Below are 17,016 nucleotides of genomic sequence, written 5' to 3' on the forward strand. Positions count from 1 at the left end.
GCTATTTCTTGCGCAGGGCATCGGCAAGCGCTGCACCGAATGCGCCCTGCGGCGCGGACTGCGGCTTTGGCGCAGGCGCGTTTGAGCGGGGTTTATACGATGGCGCGTCGCTGGGTCTTGGCCCGCGCGGCGCCGGCGCACCGCCATCCTTGCGCATCGTCAGTCCGATACGGCTGCGCTTGACGTCAACATCGACCACCCTAACCTTGACGACATCACCAGCCTTGACCACCTCGTGCGCGTCCTTGACGAAACGGTCCGCGAGCTGCGACAGGTGGACAAGGCCGTCCTGGTGCACGCCGATATCGACGAAGGCGCCGAAGGCCGCGACGTTGGTTACGGTCCCCTCGAGCAGCATGCCGGGCTTCAGGTCCTTGATGTCATCGATGCCGTCGGCAAAGGATGCCGTCTTGAACTCCGGCCGAGGGTCGCGCCCCGGCTTTTCCAGTTCGGCAATGATATCGCGCACGGTCGGCAGACCAAAGCGGTCGTCGACGAAAACGCGCGGATCGAGGGCCCGCAACGCAGCGCCGTCATTCATCAAGGCGCGCACATCACGGCCGCAGGCGCTGACGATTTTCTTGGCGACTCCATAGGCTTCCGGATGCACGGCCGAGGCATCGAGAGGTTCGGTACCATCCGGGATACGCAGGAACCCGGCGCATTGCTCGAAGGCGCGCGGCCCGAGGCGAGCCACTTTCAGGAGATCACGCCGCGTTTTGAACGGTCCGACCTCGTTGCGATAGGCAATAATCGCTTCGGCAAGCGCGTTGCCGAGTCCGGAAATGCGAGCGAGCAACGACGCCGATGCCGTGTTGAGGTCGACGCCGACTGCATTGACCGCGTCTTCGACGACACCCTCGAGCGAACGCGCAAGACGGTACTGGTCGACATCGTGCTGATATTGGCCAACGCCGATCGATTTCGGTTCGATCTTGACGAGTTCGGCCAGCGGATCCTGCAGGCGGCGAGCAATCGACACCGCGCCGCGCAGCGAAACATCGAGGCCGGGGAATTCGGCCGCGGCGGTCGCGGAGGCTGAATAGACGGACGCACCCGCCTCGCTGACGATGACCTTCATGGGCTTCGGCGACGGCATCGCCGCGAGCATGTCGGCCACGAGCCGCTCCGTTTCGCGGCTTCCCGTTCCGTTGCCGATGGCAACGAGTTCCACCTTGTGGCTGACGATCAATCGCGCAAGCTCGGCCTGGGTGCCGCGCACGTCGTTGCGTGGCGGGAAAGGATAGACAGTCGTCGTCTCGAGAAGTTTCCCGGTGCCGTCGACAACCGCCACTTTCACGCCGGTGCGGATGCCTGGGTCGAGCCCCATTGTCGAACGCGATCCGGCAGGGGCCGCCAGCAGCAGATCCTTCAGGTTACGCGCAAATACGCGGATAGCCTCCTCTTCGGCCCGTTCGCGCATTGTCGTCATGAGGTCGATCGAGAGGTTGAGCGAGAAGCGGATTCTCCATGCCCAGCGCACCACGTCCATCAGCCAGATATCGGCAGCGCCACCCTTGTCGGAGATCGCATAGGCATTTGCGATCATCCGTTCAACCGGCTTGACCGGAGCCGTATCCTCGGCGTCCACTTCGATCTCGAGCGACAGAACCTCTTCATTGCGGCCACGCAGCATGGCGAGCGCCCGGTGGCTAGGGACCGCCGACCAACGCTCGAAGTGATTGAAATAGTCCGCGAATTTCGCACCCGTGTCGGCTTTGCCGTCGACTACCTTGGCGCGCAATACCGCACGGTCCTGCATGTAGTTGCGCAGGCGGCCGATCAGATCGGCATTTTCCGAAAAAGTCTCGACCAATATGTCGCGCGCTCCCTCGAGCGCTGCCTTCACATCCGGCACATCGTCATTGATGAAGTTCGTTGCAAGTTGCTGCGGAACCGAGGCTCGATCGGAGAGGATCGCTTCCGCCAAGGGCCCGAGGCCACGCTCGCGAGCGATCTCGGCCCGTGTGCGCCGTTTTGGTTTGTAAGGCAGATAGATGTCCTCAAGCTCTGCCTTCGTCGCGGCTGCCGCGATCTTGCCTTCGAGTTCGTCGTTGAGCTTGCCCTGGCTTCGGATCGACTCGATGATCGTATCGCGGCGGGCATCAAGTTCGCGCAGGTAGAGCAGCCGCTCGTCGAGCGTACGCAATTGCGTGTCGTCGAGCCCGCCCGTTACCTCCTTGCGATAGCGCGCAATGAAGGGAACCGTAGCGCCGCCATCCAGCAACTCGATCGCCGCATTTGCCTGTTCGGGCCTCGCATTGATCTCGGCTGCGATGACGCGGGCAATACGGGCGGTGTTGGCACTATTTGCGGTCACGGGGCATTTCCATAACTTATGATCGGGCGGCGACAATAGGACTGCCCGATCATGACCGCAATGCGCGAGACGCCTAGCGTCAGGGCTTTTTCAACAGCGATTTGGCGTCCTTTATGCCGAGTGCCTCCGGCCGCGAGCAGCTTGTCCTGATGTCGATGAACTTCTTTTCTTCGCCGGAGCGAAGGATCGACACCATCACATCCACCCCGTGGAGCGCGCGTTCGAGCGAGCACCGGATGTCCCGGCCCTCGATGATGGCCGCTGCCATGTCAGCGAGACCAGCAGTCCGGTAATTGGCCATCATGCCGGCCGCGTGTTTCTGGTTGGCGATACCGAACGGATGCGACCATGCCTTCACAGGTTTGACCTTCTTGCCCGGCTTCGCCAGCTTGACCTCGCCGCCAAAGAAATTCGGATCGGGAAGGAAGATCGACCCATCAGTGCCGTAGAGCTCCATGTTAGGGTGATGGTGCGCCCAGACGTCCCAGCTTGCAGACAGGGTGACGGTTGCACCGCTCGCGAATTCCAGCAGAGCCTGGATTGTCGTCGGTGTCGTCACGTCGATGACTTCACCCTTGCGGGGAAGGCTCGAAATCGTCCGCGTCGTCGAAGCCATCGAGGTGAGCGCTGCAACGCGCCTGACCGGTCCAATCAGGTTGACGAGATTGGCGATGTAGTAGGGACCGAGATCGAGGATTGGACCACCGCCGGGTCGGAAGAAGAAATTAGGATTTGGATGCCAATGTTCCATGCCATGGCTGAGGACATGAGCCGTGCCTGAGGTAATGGTACCGACCTCGCCATCATCGACCAGCTTGCGGGCCAACTGGTGCGCTCCGCCGAGGAAAGTATCGGGCGCGCAACCCGCCTTGAGCTTTTTCTTCTCCGCAAGCTTTTGAAGCTCAAGTCCGTCTTTCAGCGACAACGTCAGGGGCTTTTCCGAATAAAGGTGTTTGCCCGCGCTCAGAATTTGTTTGGATACGTCAAAATGCGCATCGGGAACCGTGAGATTGACAACGATGTCGACGTCGTCGCTGGCAAGCAGCGCGTCCATCGAACGGGCCTCAATGCCATGTTCGCCGGCGCGATGCCGCGCGGCTGTCGCATTGATATCGGCGATAGCCTGCACTTTGATGCCTTTGAAGAGCGGTGCGAGATTGAGATAGGTCGATGAAATATTGCCGGCGCCGATAATCCCGATACCAAGTGACCTGGCCATGATGCTGCTTTCCTCAGTACGACTTGACGGTGGCAATGGAACGGCGGGCAAACCTCTCGTCATCCGACGGATTGTCGTGCTCCATGATGAAGTATTGCGCGGGCGTCTCGCGCAGGGTTCCCATCAATCCTTTCCAGTCGACAGCGCCGTGGCCGACATCGGCCCAGCCGTCCTCGTTCGCATTTTCGCCCGGCCCCGCAATATCCTTGACGTGAACCGCGACAATTCGATCGCCGTGATCCTTGATCCACTGCACGGGATCGGCGCCGGCACGGATAATCCAGGCAATGTCGGCTTCCCATGCGATACTTGGCGCGGCCGCGAAGATGGCATCTTGCGGCAAGCTGCCGTCGGCGAGCGCCTTGAATTCAAAATCGTGGTTGTGCCAGCCGAAAACGTAGCCTGCTTTGCTGTAGGTTGCGTGGGCGCGTTCGAGCCGCTCGCCGAAAGCAAGCCAGCCTTCCCGGTCCGCGGGCCGCAGGTCCGGCGCAAGGTGGGGGCAAAAAATCGCCTTCATGCCCAGCGTACCGGCAATGTCGAGCACCTTCTGCGGCTCGTTCTCCAGAAGGTCGATACTGAAGTGACCCGTTGGCATGGCAAGGCCGTTGGCGTCGAGGGCCGCTCGCGTTGCTTTCGGATCGGCATAGACGGCGCCGAAGCCTTCGACCTGCGCATAACCATGGCGTTTGAGCATGGAAAAGGTCTTTTCAAGCGGCGGGAAGCTGCGCGAGCTATAGAGCTGATATGAAAAATCGGTCACTGCGGTTCTCCAGGATTCATGCGGGGACTAGATGCGGATTTCGCTTTCGGCGTCGAAGACGGAAGCGAGGTTGGGATTGAAGGTCAGGAACACCTTCTCTCCGGGTTGATAGCGGCGGCCCGAATCGACGCGGACCGAAATCGGCTTGCCTGCGACCTTGAGCCAGACGAGACTATCGGCGCCCATCGGCTCGTCGAGATCGACGGTCGCGGGAGATGACCGCCCGGTCGGACCGGGTGCGTCGCCTATGGCGATATGCTCAGGCCGGAAGCCGAAGATGGCTGCGCGGCCAAAGGGCAGGGGCTGTTGCGCGGCGTAGGAGGCGAGGGAGATATCGAGACCATTGGCCTTGAAAACGGGACCAGCACTGTTGCCGCCAATCTGGCCTTTCAGGAAATTCATGGCTGGCGAACCGATGAAGCTCGCGACGAACAGGTTGCGCGGGCGGTTATAGATCGTCAGCGGGTCATCAAGTTGCTGGATCAGCCCGCCCTTCATCACCGCGATCCGGTCTGCCAGCGTCAGCGCCTCGATCTGGTCGTGCGTGACATAGATCATCGTATTGGCGAGCTTCTGGTGCAGTCGCTTGATCTCAACGCGCAGTTCCGAGCGCAGCTTGGCGTCGAGATTGGACAAGGGCTCGTCGAAGAGGAACACATCGACGTCGCGCACCAGTGCTCTGCCGATGGCGACCCGCTGGCGCTGCCCGCCGGAGAGCTCGGCTGGCTTGCGATGCAGCAATGGCCCGATCTGCAGGATCTCCGCAGCGGCGGCAATACGCTTTGCTATTTCCGCCTTCGGAAGTCCGGCGACCCTTAGCCCGAACGAGAGATTCTTTTCAACCGTCATCTGCGGATAGAGCGCATAGGACTGGAAGACCATCCCTATGCCACGATCCTTTGGCTCTTCCCAGGTCACGTTCTTGCCCTTGATGAAGATCTGCCCCTCGGAAATATCGAGAAGACCCGCAATGCAATTCAGCAGCGTGGACTTGCCGCACCCGGATGGTCCAAGCAGGACCAGGAACTCGCCGTCGGCAACATCGATATTGAGGTCCTTCAGGACACCGACCGAACCGAAATTGAGCGAGAGATCTTTGATCGAGACGCTGTGCAACTGGGTCATCCTTTGACGGCGCCAGCGGCAATGCCCCTGACGAAATACTTGCCTGAGAAGAAATAGACGAGGAGAGGGACGGCGCCGGTCAGAATGGTGGCCGCCATGTTGACGTTGTATTCCTTCACGCCCTGCGTCGAGTTGACGATGTTATTGAGCTGCACCGTCATCGGAAAATTCTTGGTCCCGGCGAAGATCACGCCGAAAAGGAAATCGTTCCAGATGCCGGTTACCTGCAGGATCACGGCAACAACGAAGATCGGCAGCGACATGGGCAGCATGATCTGCAGAAATATCCGCCAGAAGCCGGCACCGTCGACACGCGCGGCCTTGAAGAGTTCAGGAGGCAGGGAAACAAAATAGTTGCGAAAGAGCAGCGTCAGGATCGGCATGCCGAAGATCGTATGGATGACGATGACGCCGGTGAGCGTGCCGAATATCCCAAGTTCGCGGGTGATGATGACCAGCGGATAGAGCATCACCTGATAGGGGATGAACGCGCCGAAGATCAACGCGGTGAAGAACAGCTCGGAGCCCTTGAAGCGCCAGTTCGACAATGCATAACCGTTCACCGAGGCGATAATGATCGAGAAGATCACGCTCGGTACCAGTATCTTCATCGAATTGAAGAAGCCAACCTTGATGCCCTCGCAGTAGAGCCCGGTGCAGGCACTGTTCCACGCTGTCGCCCATGGCTGGAATGTCACTTCGACCGGCGGTGAGAAGATGTTGCCGAGGCGGATTTCCGGCATGCCCTTCAGCGAAGTCATGACCATGACGTAGAGCGGAATGAGGTAATAGACGGCTGCGACGATGAGGATCCCGTAGATCATGATCGAGGTCGGCGACACGATGCGACGAGGACGCCGTCCGCGCGGCCCTGCAGGATTGATGAGGCTCATTTGCCCACTCCCAGCGTCCGGTTTCTCGGCCGATACTCATAGAGCGCCCACGGAACGAGGATGATCAGTACCGTCGTCAGCATGATCGTCGAAGCGGCGAGGCCCTGTCCGAGATTGCCGCGCGAAAACATGAAATCGTAAACGTATTTCGCCGGAACTTCCGAGGCGATGCCCGGACCGCCATTGGTCATGGCGACGACGAGGTCGTAAACTTTTACGATCGTGGCGGCGATGATCACGAGGGTCGTCGCAAAGACCGGGCGCATCATCGGAATGATGATGAAGAGATAGGTCCTCCAGGTGGGGATGCCGTCGACCCGTGCCGCCTTCCAGATCTCGTCATCAATGTTGCGAAGCCCGGCCAGCATCAGCGCCATGACAAGACCGGTGCCCTGCCATAGGCTGGCGATGACAATCGCGTAGATCGTAAAGCGCCCATCGGTCAGGATCGGGAAATTGAACGTCTCGAAGCCGAGGTCGCGCACGACTTTCTGCACGCCGTAGGCGGGCGTCAAGATCCATTGCCAGACGAGGCCAGTGACGATGAACGACAGGGCATGGGGATAAAGGAAGACCGTGCGGAAGCTGTTCTCGAAGCGGATCTTCTGGTCCATCAGCGCGGCGAGGATAAAGCCTAACACCAGCGAAAAGCTGAGCGCGAGGACGCCGAATATGGCAAGGTTTCGCAGCGATACTATCCACCGCGAGGTGGTGAACAATCGCCTGTACTGATCGATTCCGACGAAATCCAGTGTCGGAAGCGACCGCGATGACGTGAATGAATAGACTACCGTCCAGAGCGTGCAGCCAATGAACACGACGAGCACCGTTGCGATCATCGGAACGGCGGCAATCTTCGCGTTCAAATTGCGCAAAGGTGCAAAGGGGCGGGTCGCGGCCATGAAGTGTCTCCAACCTTGCGATAGGCGCCGGCCTTGCGGCCGGTCGCTATCAGGGCGTCATGTCCAGCGGTTCACTTTGCCTGGCTGATGATTTCGACGAAACGCGCCTGCGCGTCGTCGACCGACATGTCCTTGTTGGCGAAGAATTCCGTATTCAAATCTTCGAGCTGGCCCTGCGCGTCGGAAGAAAGTGCCTGCTCGATCGAGGGAAGCACATTGTTGGCGTCAGCCAGGATCTTGATGCCTTTCTGCATGCAGGCGTTGGCTGCCTCCATGTCGATATCGCCGCGTATGGGCAAAGAACCCTTGGCAAGGTTGAAGGCCACCTGGGTCTCCTTCGAAACGAGCATGCTCGCCAGTTTCAGCTGGGCGCGCGTGACTTCGGGATTGGCATTCTTCGGGAAATAGAACGCATCGCCGCCCGTATCGAGTATCGGGTGGACGCCGAGGCCCGGCAGACAGTCATAGTCCGTTCCGGCGACTTTGCCGGCAACGCCGAATTCACCTTGTGCCCAGTCGCCCATGATCTGCCCGCCGGCCTTTCCAGTCAGCACGAGTGAGGTTGCCTCGTTCCACTGCCGGCCGACATAGCCGGGATCGGCAAGATCGCGCGCGTTGGCGAAAGCCTGCCAGACCGCCTTCATTTCAGGACTTGCAGCCGCATCCTTGTCCTTGTCGTCCATGATCTTGAGATAGAGGTCCCTGCCGCCGAGCGTCGCGAGCATCACGCGGAAGATACCGTCGACCTGCCACGCATCGCCGGTCGCAAGTGGGATGATGCCCTTCTCTTTGAGCTTCGGCGCCGCGGCCACGAACTCGCTCCAGTTGGTGGGAACCGGCGCACCCGCTTCCTTGAACGCGCCCGGGTTGATCCACATCCACTGCCACGAGTGAATGTTGACCGGCACGCAGTAGATCTTGCCTTCATACTTGCAGGAGTCGAGGAGCTTCGAAGGGCGGATGAAGTCGGCCCAGCCCTCCTTGGCTGCAAGCTCGGAAAGGTCGGTCATCAGCCCTGCCTTGACGAGATCTTCGGCATCACGGCCGGTATTCAGCTGCGTCGCCCCCATGGGATTGCCGCCGAGAATGCGGCTGACGATGATTGGGCGAGCTGTGGTGCCGCTGCCGGCGATGGCGCCATCGACCCATTTGTCACCGCCAAGCTTGTCATAGGATTGCGCAAGGACTTTTGCCGCCGCCGCTTCGCCGCCGGATGTCCACCAATGGGTGACTTCGAGATCAACGGCTCGCGCCGAGCCTGCAAAAAGCAAAGTCGAAGCCGCGAGAGCGGCAAGCATCGAACGGTAACGCATCCTATCCTCCCAAATCTGAAACGTTACAGGTAGGCTAATTCAAACTCCGGCACGATGCAATTCCCGAGCGATGATTTTTTATTGGGTTCCCGTTCACTCTGGCCCAGATTGTAACTATAACATTGATTTGTCTTATTTTTCCTTTCCAAAAAATCTTGGCTGATGGGTTGAGCTGCCAGGGTCCAGCGGAATAAAGACTGATCTCCGCATGGGAAAAGTCGTCGCATGGCTCTGTACATTTGGTTCAAATTTTGAAACGATACAGCCGATATCAACTTCAAGGTTGTGGCCAAGCAGCAATGAAGCCAAAGAAAAGCGCCCGATCCACTGCACAGGAGGCCGGACCGCCCGCAGACAGCGAGCGTCCGACGCTGAAGACCATTGCCTTCATGGCCGGCCTCGGCGTCACCACAGTATCGCGGGCACTCAAGGATGCGCCCGAAATCGGTCAGGCAACGAAGAACCGCGTTCAGCTCATTGCCAAGCAGATCGGCTACCAGCCCAATCGCGCCGGGGTACGCCTGCGAACCGGCAAGACCAATGTCATCAGTCTCGTTCTCAATGCGCAATCGGAGATCATGGGGCTCACGTCAAACCTCGTCTACGGCATTACCGAAATACTGTCGCAGACGCCGTACCATTTGACGGTCACCCCCTACTCGGTCGAGAACGACCCGATGCAGCCGATACGCTATATTGTGGAGACCGGTTCGGCGGACGGGATCATCATGTCTCGCACCGAGCCTAACGATGCGCGCGTTCGCTACCTGACTGAGCACGGCATTCCCTTCGCCACCCATGGGCGCACGGAAATGGGCATCGAACATCCGTTTCATGACTTCGACAATGAGACGTTCGCCTATATTGCGGTCAAAAGTCTGGTAGAGCGGGGGCGCCGCAGGATCGCCATGCTTGCCGGACCTTCGCCGTCGGTCACGTATTACCGGCACCTCGAGCGAGGGTTTGCCCGGGCCATCAGCGAAGGCGGCGTCAGTTCATTGTCTTTTTCGGGCTTCGATGTCGATACATCGCTCGCCGGCATTCGCGACCGCATGGTTGAAATTATGTCCGGACCGGACCGTCCCGATGGGATCGTATGCTGCAGCGGCAGCGCGGCGATCGCCATTGTGGCCGGTATCGAGGCAGCAGGTTTGGAGATCGGCAAAGACGTTGATCTCGCCTCCAAGCAGTCGACGGACGTACTGAAGTGGTTCCGCCCCCAGATCATCGTCTTCAATGAGGACGTACGCCAGGCAGGCCGGGAACTGGCAAGCGCCGTGCTTCGGCGTATTGCCGGCATCGATGCCAGCGAATTGCAGACGCTAAGCTATCCGGGCGAAGGTCACGACTGATCACCCGGTTCGGACTTCAAGCTTCTTCAAGGTAGAGCTCGAACGTGATGCAAACGGGGTTTTTTCCACGAAGGAGTTGCCCTTGCGTTATCCTTCCCATTGTATCGACCATGACGATCTCGAGCCTTGTGAGATTCGGCCGCGTCGAGACAAAGCCATCGATGACGAACACCTCGGTTGCAATGTCATCAACGGACGTTCCGTCCGCATAGCGCGCGCCAATCAGGCTGCCGACACCGCCGCGCAATCGGGCATTGGAAAAACCGCTCGCCCGGCAGATCTCGTCGAGCGTCTCGATGATGTCGACGTTAGGCCGGACACGTGCCACTACGATGCGAGGCCCTTTAGCCCTTGGAACCTGTGCAGTCTTTATAGGATGAAACAGGGTGAACGCCGTCTCCGCATCGGGTTCTGATACCATGCGCACGTCGTTCGTGCCCCAGGCCGTGGCGCGAATTGGCTTTGCCACGATCGTCTCGTGCGGCAGGACATGACCACATCGCTTCCTGCCATCGGCCTCGATCCATGTCGCATGGCAGTGAATGAAGGGATGACCGTCCCTTTCCCCAAAAGTCACATTGCCGCGTTCAAGTTGCGCCTCGCCTTCGGGTGAATTCGTTTCGCTATACCAGGCTGCATGGTAGTCATCTGTCGACAGCGCCGGCATCAGATAGTGGAGGGGCGCGAAACTTCCACTTTCAAGGACGATTGCAGCTGCCGTCAGCCCAGCCTCCGCGAGGGGGAGGGCGATGGCCTCATTGATACTGAGGCCCGACTTGAGGGTAAATTGCAGGTATTCCCCGGAGCCGATTAAACTTTCGAAGGGGGCCGTGGCCGCCGGGCCCGGCTGACGCAAACGTCGCTCAAACATGGCCCGCAAGCGCAATCAGGCGCTCCCGAGGAGGAGACAATTTCAGGAGTGCGAACCGGACACAGATCATCGGTCCACATTATAGAGCTAACGCGCCCGCTCAAGTGAATATTTCCCTCGCGATATGGGGCAACCGGGATTCAATTTTGCCTTTCGCAATTCCGCTGATAGGCTGATCCACAATATGGATCGTGGGTCACATTGATGGAACAGACGGTAGCACCGGCTCACAACGGCTCGCAGAGCGTCGATCGGGCCCTCGGCCTGCTCAGCCTCGTCAGCTATTTTGGTGACGCAGGTGGCGCCCTCAGCGAAATCGTCGAGCAAAGCGGACTTAACAAGCCGACCGTAAGGCGGCTGCTCCTGGCCCTCATCCGCTCCGGGTTGCTGGAACAGGATGCGCGATCGCGTCGCTATTTCCTCGGGCAGGAAGCCTATGTACTCGGCACCTTGGCCACACGCCGGTACGGCCTTCTGCAGATCGCCCGCGATAGTCTCGGCGTCCTTTCGGGCAGAACGCAGGATACGAGCTTTCTGTCGATCCAGCGCGACCATCACGTGGTCTGCCTGCACCGGGAAGAGGGAACCTATCCAATCAGAACCCATGCGCTCCAGGCCGGCTATCGCCACCCGCTTGGTGTCGGCGCGGGTTCACTCGCCATTCTTTCCGCGTTTGACGACGACGAGATCGAGGCCGCCCTTTCCGCCAACGAGCCAGAACTCCTCAAGGAGTTCCCCGAACTTGCTCCGCCGCAAATCCGCGCGGATATCGCGACTGCGCGGGAACGCGGATTTTCCTTGAACCCGGGCCGCATACTGCCAAACTCCTGGGGCGTCGGCCTCGCCATACGTTATCCGGACGGGCGGCCGGCGGGAGCGCTCAGCATCGCCGCCATCGACAGCCGGATGCAGCCCGACAGGCAGGTCGAACTTGCCTCGCTGATGCGCAGTGAGGCACGAAAGATCGAAGCGCGGCTTGCCCATCTGCAGCCGGCTGATGACAGGCTAGGGACCTTGTCAACCAAAGGACGGTCGATACAGCCGAGGACCTAGATTATCGGGGGAAGAACCATGGAACGCATGTCGAATCGGGTGATGAATCTTTCGGGGTTTCTTGCTCAAACGGCGGCGCGATTTCCCGATGAGATAGCACTCGTGTGGCGCGACCAAAACTGGACGTGGAGCTGGATACACCGCCGGGTCAATGCCATGGCGGCGGCGCTGCAGAGGGAGTACGGGGTAGGGAAGGGCGATCGCATTCTCGTCCAGTCGCAGAACTGCAACCAGATGCTCGAATCTATGTTCGCCTGCTTTCAGCTCGGCGCTGTCTGGGTTCCAACCAACTTCCGCCAGACACCCGATGAAGTGGCTTATCTCGCCGCGGCGAGCGGCGCGAAGGGCATGATCTGCGGTAATGGGTTTCCGGAGCATGTTTCCGCCTGCCGGGCTGCCAGCTCCGACCTTGCCTTCGCCATCGCCATCGGCGACGCCCCGTTCGGCGAGGATTATGACGCGATCATCGAACGCTTCGAGGGCGAGACGGTAGAGACGGCACCTGTCGATCATAACGACCCATGCTGGTTCTTTTTTACCTCAGGAACAACCGGGCGGCCGAAGGCCGCAGTGCTTACGCATGGACAGATGGCTTTAGTTGTCACCAACCACCTTTGCGACTTGATGCCGGCGACGACGCGCCTCGACGCGTCGCTCGTTGTCGCCCCGTTGTCGCACGGGGCGGGTATCCACCTTTTGACTCAGGTCGCCCGCGGTTCGAAGACGGTGCTCCTGCCCGGTGAAAAGCTCGATGTCGCCGAGGCCTGGCGCCTCGTCGAAACCTGGCAGGTCAGCAACATGTTCACGGTGCCGACAATCCTCAAACTTCTTGCCGAGCACCCCTCAGTCAACGAGCGCGACCATTCTTCATTGCGCTACGTGATCTATGCCGGCGCACCGATGTATCGCACCGATCAGGTGCACGCGTTGAAAGCCTTGGGAGCGGTCATCGTTCAGTATTTCGGGCTTGGGGAAGTTACGGGCAATATAACCGTTCTGCCTGCAAGCGAACATCACATCGAAGAGACGGATGATAAGCGTCCTGGCACTTGTGGCTATGCGCGCACGGGTATGCAGATCTCGATTCAGGATGATGCCGGCAACGAATTGGAGCCGGGAATGACCGGCGAGATCTGCGTGATCGGCCCGGCCGTCTTTGCAGGTTACTACGAAAATCCGGAGGCGAATGCGAAGGCTTTCCGCAACGGCTGGTTCCGCACCGGTGACCTTGGCCATATGGACACGGCAGGGTATCTCTTCATCACCGGGCGCGCGTCCGACATGTATATTTCGGGCGGTTCAAACATCTATCCGCGCGAGATCGAGGAAAAGATCCTCAGCCATCCCGACATCAGCGAGGTTGCGGTGCTCGGTATCCCAGATCCGATGTGGGGCGAGGTTGGTCTTGCCGTCTGCGTACCGCATGACGGCGCCAGTCCCGATGCTGATGCAATGATCGCCTGGATTGACGGCAAGATGGCGCGCTACAAGCTTCCAAAACGCTTTGTCTTCTGGCCGGAAATGCCGAAGTCGGCCTATGGCAAGATAGCGAAGAAACTGATCCGCGAAGAATTGATCAGGCGCGGCGAGCTGGAAGGTCCGACCGCCTAGCGCTCATACGCCGTCAGTTTTCTTTCGGCCAGTGACGACGTGCATGATGATCTTGCTGACGATGGTTCCATCCTTGGCCTTGGCATGGACCTTCGTTTCGAAGTCTTTTCGCAGCTGCTCAAGCTCTTTAGCCGGTAGCAGGTTGAGTTGGTGCCAGGCGGGATGCGCGAGGGATTTCTCCCAGACGAACAGTGCTTCCTCAGTCAACATTCTATGCTCCTGCATCAATTCCGGGCTGATCTCGGCCACCTCAAATCCGGAACTCTCGAGCAACTCTTTGCATTTTTCGACTGAATTGGCGATCGTGGCATAGGGCAGGTCAATTCCATGCGCTTCTGCGACTTCGGCAATGATGCTGTTAATGCCAAAGGGTTCGCCCGGTGCATCGAAAGTCACCATCCCGCCTGACTTCAGCCAGCGGTTCCATTGCCTGAGCGCCGCGTGTGGATCGGACAGAAGTACGAACGCCGAGGAACACAGGATCCTGTCGAACGCGTTATTATCAAACGTCGCCTCCTCGACATCTCCCTGAATGAACTGAATGTTGCTGAGATTATCCATCCCGGCCTTGAAATGCGCCTGCGTGAGCATTTCCGCCGATAGATCGATGGCGACAACGCCACCTTCATCCCCAACCATTTTCGCGGCCTGCAGCGCCAACCGGCCTGTGCCCGTGCCGATGTCGAGCACGCAATGCCCCGGTTCGATATCGGCATGTCGAATGATCACAAAAGCGAGTTTCGGAAAAATCGCGTCCTGGTCGTAAGTCTCGCTCCGGCGATCAAAGTAGTCGGTCGTCAAACCTTTGAAATCATGATGATTCTCGGCTTCCTCACGCATGGGATGCCGTACGCCGATATCGAGTTCCAAACGAGGGGACTGCACTGCCGAGGGTGGCGTGGCAATGAGGGGCTGGTTTCAACGATTTTAGTCGAACGCCTGGCGCATTTGACAAGGTTCCGCCCACCTTTCTCTCCTGAAATATAACTTAATTTTGTAAATAGACTCTACATTTAACTCGAATTCGTCTTGAAATGTTCCATTGCCGCCATGTGGACCGCTGCAAGGGTTTTCCCCACCTAGACTGCGTTCAGCAAGCGCCACTATCGGGTGCAAGCTCTACCGTATACCCGGCAATGGCCTTGAGCTTTGGAAACCAATGCTGCGAGCCGGTCGCCAAGATCACCACCCCATCGTAGTTCTCAATCATCTGCCGCAGGTAATCCACCTCGACATGTGCGTGGCGATCATGCGCGTCCTTCACTTCCGAGCGCTTGCCGAAGAGTGCGTCCGCCTCATCGAAGAGCAGCACACCGCCACTTCGCTCCGCCTCATCGAACAACTGCTTAAGGTTGCGCTCGGTTTCACCGATGTACTTGCTGACGACGGCCGAAAGATCGACGCGGAAGAGTTCGAGGCCTAGCCCTGCGGCAATGATGGCGGACGCACTAAGCCTTGCTGCACTGTTACCGCCGGTGAGAAGAACTAGACGTGCGCCCGACGACCCGCGCAATGCTTTCCGATCCAGACCGCGCTCTGCCCGAATCCGATCCACCGTCTCGTTCACGCGTTGGGCGGGTCTTTCACCCTGCAAGGCAAAGGCCGTTTTACCGGCAGACGTGTCTATCCGCTCTAAGAAACCTCGCCGCACGTTTGCCATGGCAATAGTCGCTCCCTTCGGGGGTTGGCACGATGCAAAGCAGCAATATACCCTCGCATCGCAAAGGCCTAGTTATGCCGTCTAAACAAGACCATGATCCGGTGTCAATATTTTCTTGTCATTTGCAGTAACGTTTTAAGTGATATTTTATCTCATCTTAAAGTACTATATTTTTCAATCTATTTTGTTGAAACGCCGAGCTGTCCAACGGTTGTGCTTGCATCGCATCGGACTTCAAGGGTAGGAACGTGGGCAATGAATAACGCCTTCCTAGGGGCACCGCTTGCTTACCGCCAACCGGCTTACAATTGCATCTTATGTCTTATCGTTCATAGCGCTTATCGCCGTGCTCGAACTGGGATTGCTTTCGGCGCTTCTTGCCGGCCTCCTTGTCTATAACGTCGTGCACCTCTCGGCACCGCTGCTCGGCAGGGCAGGCGTCGATGGCCGAATTGCCAAGACCGTCGCTCTGGCGCTGCTTGCCCTCGTCTTCATCCTTTTGATCGTGGCGGCCGTGCTCGGCGGCGTCGCATTTCTGAGTGACGGCTCGGAAGGCATTGCGTCACTTTTCAAGAAGATGGCGGAAATCATCGATACGGCGCAGGTACATCTGCCGAGCTGGGCGCGGGATTATTTCCCGTCTAACCTTGAAGAGCTGGAATCGGTTGCCGCCGTCTGGCTGCGTGAACATGCCGGACAGTTGCAGCTTGTCGGGAGGGAGTTCGGTGTCCTTCTCATAAGAATCATCATCGGCATGATCATAGGTGGCATGGTCGCACTGAGTTCGGTTGCGCCGTCACGGCAGCTCGGCCCGCTGGCGATCGCGCTTACCGATCGTATCGATCACTTCAGCGACGCGTTCCGCAACATCGTCTTCTCGCAGCTGCGTATCTCTGCATTGAACACGTTCTTTACCGGGATCTTCCTCGTCCTCATTCTGCCTTCCTTCGGCGTAGACCTTCCGCTCGTCAAGACCATGATCGCGGTCACCTTCATCGCTGGTCTATTGCCCGTCATCGGCAATTTGATCTCGAACACCGTAATCGTCATTGTAGCCCTCAGTGTATCGCTGTTTGCGGCACTCGGATCCTTGGCTTTTCTCATTGTCATCCACAAACTCGAGTACTTCCTCAATGCGAAGATCATCGGTTCACGCATCAAGGCGCGCGCGTGGGAGTTGCTCTTGGCGATGATTGTCCTGGAGGCCTGGTATGGCATTGCCGGCCTGATTGCTGCGCCGATCTACTACGCCTATTTGAAGGATGAGCTGAAGTTCCGCCAGCTAATCTGACAACGATTGCACCTTGAGATATACCGGCATTCGCCGAATTTGGTATTGCGGATGCGATTCAAATCTGAGATCGTAATGACAGCCCTGAACAGCAAACAAAAAAGAATGGGGTAAAGGAGGAAACATAGTTCGCAATTCTGTTTTGGAGTTCAACTATGCTTTCACATTCCAGTCATGCCGACATCGTTTACATCCCGGATTCCGCAACATGCCGGACAGCAGTCCAGCAATGCCCAGTGGATACCGGCCCGCAGATCCTGTCGCATAACGCGCCGCACTCCCATCGATGCTTCGTTCGGGGCATCGGGCAAAGTGGTAGGGGGAGGGTGTAATGGACGACAAGTCGTTTTCATCGCCAGTCAGAATAAGTCTTGGCGCCATGGGGCTCCGTTTGGTTGCGACGGCTTGGGAGGCTCTTGAGTGTCTCCGAAATCAATGGCCGCAGCAGGATGGGCTTGAATACAAGCGTGCGGTTCGCATCAATCGCGATGCCCTCGAAGGGTGGATGACGCCGGCAAAAGCCAGGCAGGCCTTCGTCCAGGCAGCGCAGCGCGCCGGGGTCTTCATCGACGACCGGACGAACAAATAGGTCTTTGCGTTGCGCACCTGACTTGAGCGGCAGGCGATCGAGGCGCAACTGCACGTG

General features: G+C 58.6%; 15 protein-coding genes. 4 read left to right on the forward strand and 11 right to left on the reverse strand.

Annotated elements, in window-relative coordinates:
- Nucleotide 1 precedes the first annotated feature (1 nt).
- The 7 genes from BM074_RS16130 to BM074_RS16160 form a co-directional block, all read right to left on the reverse strand.
- Nucleotides 2–2,320 carry a Tex family protein gene (locus BM074_RS16130; RefSeq protein ID WP_091923329.1) on the reverse strand — a complete coding sequence of 773 codons (2,319 nt, stop codon included), beginning with the start codon at nucleotides 2,318–2,320 and terminating at the stop codon, nucleotides 2–4.
- A 79-nt stretch (nucleotides 2,321–2,399) separates the two neighbouring features.
- On the reverse strand, nucleotides 2,400–3,539 hold the full coding sequence (locus tag BM074_RS16135; RefSeq protein WP_091923331.1) for a Gfo/Idh/MocA family protein: 1,140 nt from the start codon (nucleotides 3,537–3,539) through the stop codon (nucleotides 2,400–2,402).
- Nucleotides 3,540–3,552: 13 nt separating this feature from the next.
- Nucleotides 3,553–4,299 carry a sugar phosphate isomerase/epimerase family protein gene (locus BM074_RS16140; RefSeq protein WP_091923333.1) on the reverse strand — a complete coding sequence of 249 codons (747 nt, stop codon included), beginning with the start codon at nucleotides 4,297–4,299 and terminating at the stop codon, nucleotides 3,553–3,555.
- 27 nt (nucleotides 4,300–4,326) lie between these two features.
- A complete protein-coding gene (locus tag BM074_RS16145) occupies nucleotides 4,327–5,424 on the reverse strand; it encodes an ABC transporter ATP-binding protein (RefSeq protein WP_091923335.1) in 1,098 nt (365 codons plus the stop codon).
- On the reverse strand, nucleotides 5,421–6,317 hold the full coding sequence (locus BM074_RS16150) for a carbohydrate ABC transporter permease (RefSeq protein WP_027232193.1): 897 nt from the start codon (nucleotides 6,315–6,317) through the stop codon (nucleotides 5,421–5,423). The genes BM074_RS16145 and BM074_RS16150 overlap by 4 nt, the downstream gene beginning before the upstream one ends.
- Nucleotides 6,314–7,219, reverse strand: a complete 906-nt coding sequence (locus BM074_RS16155) for a carbohydrate ABC transporter permease (RefSeq protein ID WP_091923337.1) — start codon at nucleotides 7,217–7,219, stop codon at nucleotides 6,314–6,316. The genes BM074_RS16150 and BM074_RS16155 overlap by 4 nt, the downstream gene beginning before the upstream one ends.
- Nucleotides 7,220–7,290: 71 nt before the next feature.
- A complete protein-coding gene (locus tag BM074_RS16160) occupies nucleotides 7,291–8,532 on the reverse strand; it encodes an ABC transporter substrate-binding protein (RefSeq protein WP_091923339.1) in 1,242 nt (413 codons plus the stop codon).
- 299 nt (nucleotides 8,533–8,831) lie between these two features.
- Between BM074_RS16160 and BM074_RS16165 the strand changes: the two genes are divergently transcribed.
- On the forward strand, nucleotides 8,832–9,884 hold the full coding sequence (locus BM074_RS16165; protein WP_091923341.1) for a LacI family transcriptional regulator: 1,053 nt from the start codon (nucleotides 8,832–8,834) through the stop codon (nucleotides 9,882–9,884).
- A 16-nt stretch (nucleotides 9,885–9,900) separates the two neighbouring features.
- Here the strand turns inward: BM074_RS16165 and BM074_RS16170 are convergent, their stop codons facing one another.
- Nucleotides 9,901–10,755, reverse strand: coding sequence for a PCC domain-containing protein (locus tag BM074_RS16170; RefSeq protein WP_091923343.1), 855 nt, complete (start codon nucleotides 10,753–10,755; stop codon nucleotides 9,901–9,903).
- Nucleotides 10,756–10,959: 204 nt separating this feature from the next.
- Between BM074_RS16170 and BM074_RS16175 the strand changes: the two genes are divergently transcribed.
- On the forward strand, nucleotides 10,960–11,808 hold the full coding sequence (locus BM074_RS16175; protein ID WP_091923345.1) for an IclR family transcriptional regulator: 849 nt from the start codon (nucleotides 10,960–10,962) through the stop codon (nucleotides 11,806–11,808).
- 18 nt (nucleotides 11,809–11,826) lie between these two features.
- Nucleotides 11,827–13,419: an acyl-CoA synthetase gene (locus BM074_RS16180; protein ID WP_091923347.1), complete on the forward strand. Its 1,593-nt coding sequence runs from the start codon at nucleotides 11,827–11,829 to the stop codon at nucleotides 13,417–13,419.
- A 3-nt stretch (nucleotides 13,420–13,422) separates the two neighbouring features.
- Here the strand turns inward: BM074_RS16180 and BM074_RS16185 are convergent, their stop codons facing one another.
- Both BM074_RS16185 and BM074_RS16190 read right to left on the reverse strand, forming a co-directional pair.
- Complete coding sequence (locus tag BM074_RS16185; protein WP_091923349.1) at nucleotides 13,423–14,289, reverse strand: class I SAM-dependent methyltransferase; 867 nt, start codon at nucleotides 14,287–14,289, stop codon at nucleotides 13,423–13,425.
- A 220-nt stretch (nucleotides 14,290–14,509) separates the two neighbouring features.
- Nucleotides 14,510–14,974 (reverse strand): AAA family ATPase, encoded by a 465-nt coding sequence (locus tag BM074_RS16190; protein ID WP_244532893.1) that lies wholly within the window; start codon nucleotides 14,972–14,974, stop codon nucleotides 14,510–14,512.
- Between the two features lie 388 nt (nucleotides 14,975–15,362).
- On the opposite strand from BM074_RS16190, the gene BM074_RS16195 reads away from it, so the two are divergent.
- On the forward strand, nucleotides 15,363–16,370 hold the full coding sequence (locus tag BM074_RS16195) for an AI-2E family transporter (RefSeq protein WP_027232201.1): 1,008 nt from the start codon (nucleotides 15,363–15,365) through the stop codon (nucleotides 16,368–16,370).
- Between the two features lie 349 nt (nucleotides 16,371–16,719).
- Here BM074_RS16195 and BM074_RS23345 read toward each other — a convergent pair whose 3' ends face one another.
- Nucleotides 16,720–17,013: a hypothetical protein gene (locus tag BM074_RS23345; protein ID WP_244532894.1), complete on the reverse strand. Its 294-nt coding sequence runs from the start codon at nucleotides 17,011–17,013 to the stop codon at nucleotides 16,720–16,722.
- Between the last annotated feature and the right edge of the window lie 3 nt (nucleotides 17,014–17,016).

This window comes from Phyllobacterium sp. CL33Tsu (genome assembly GCF_900113985.1).
In the GTDB taxonomy this organism is placed as follows: domain Bacteria; phylum Pseudomonadota; class Alphaproteobacteria; order Rhizobiales; family Rhizobiaceae; genus Phyllobacterium; species Phyllobacterium pellucidum.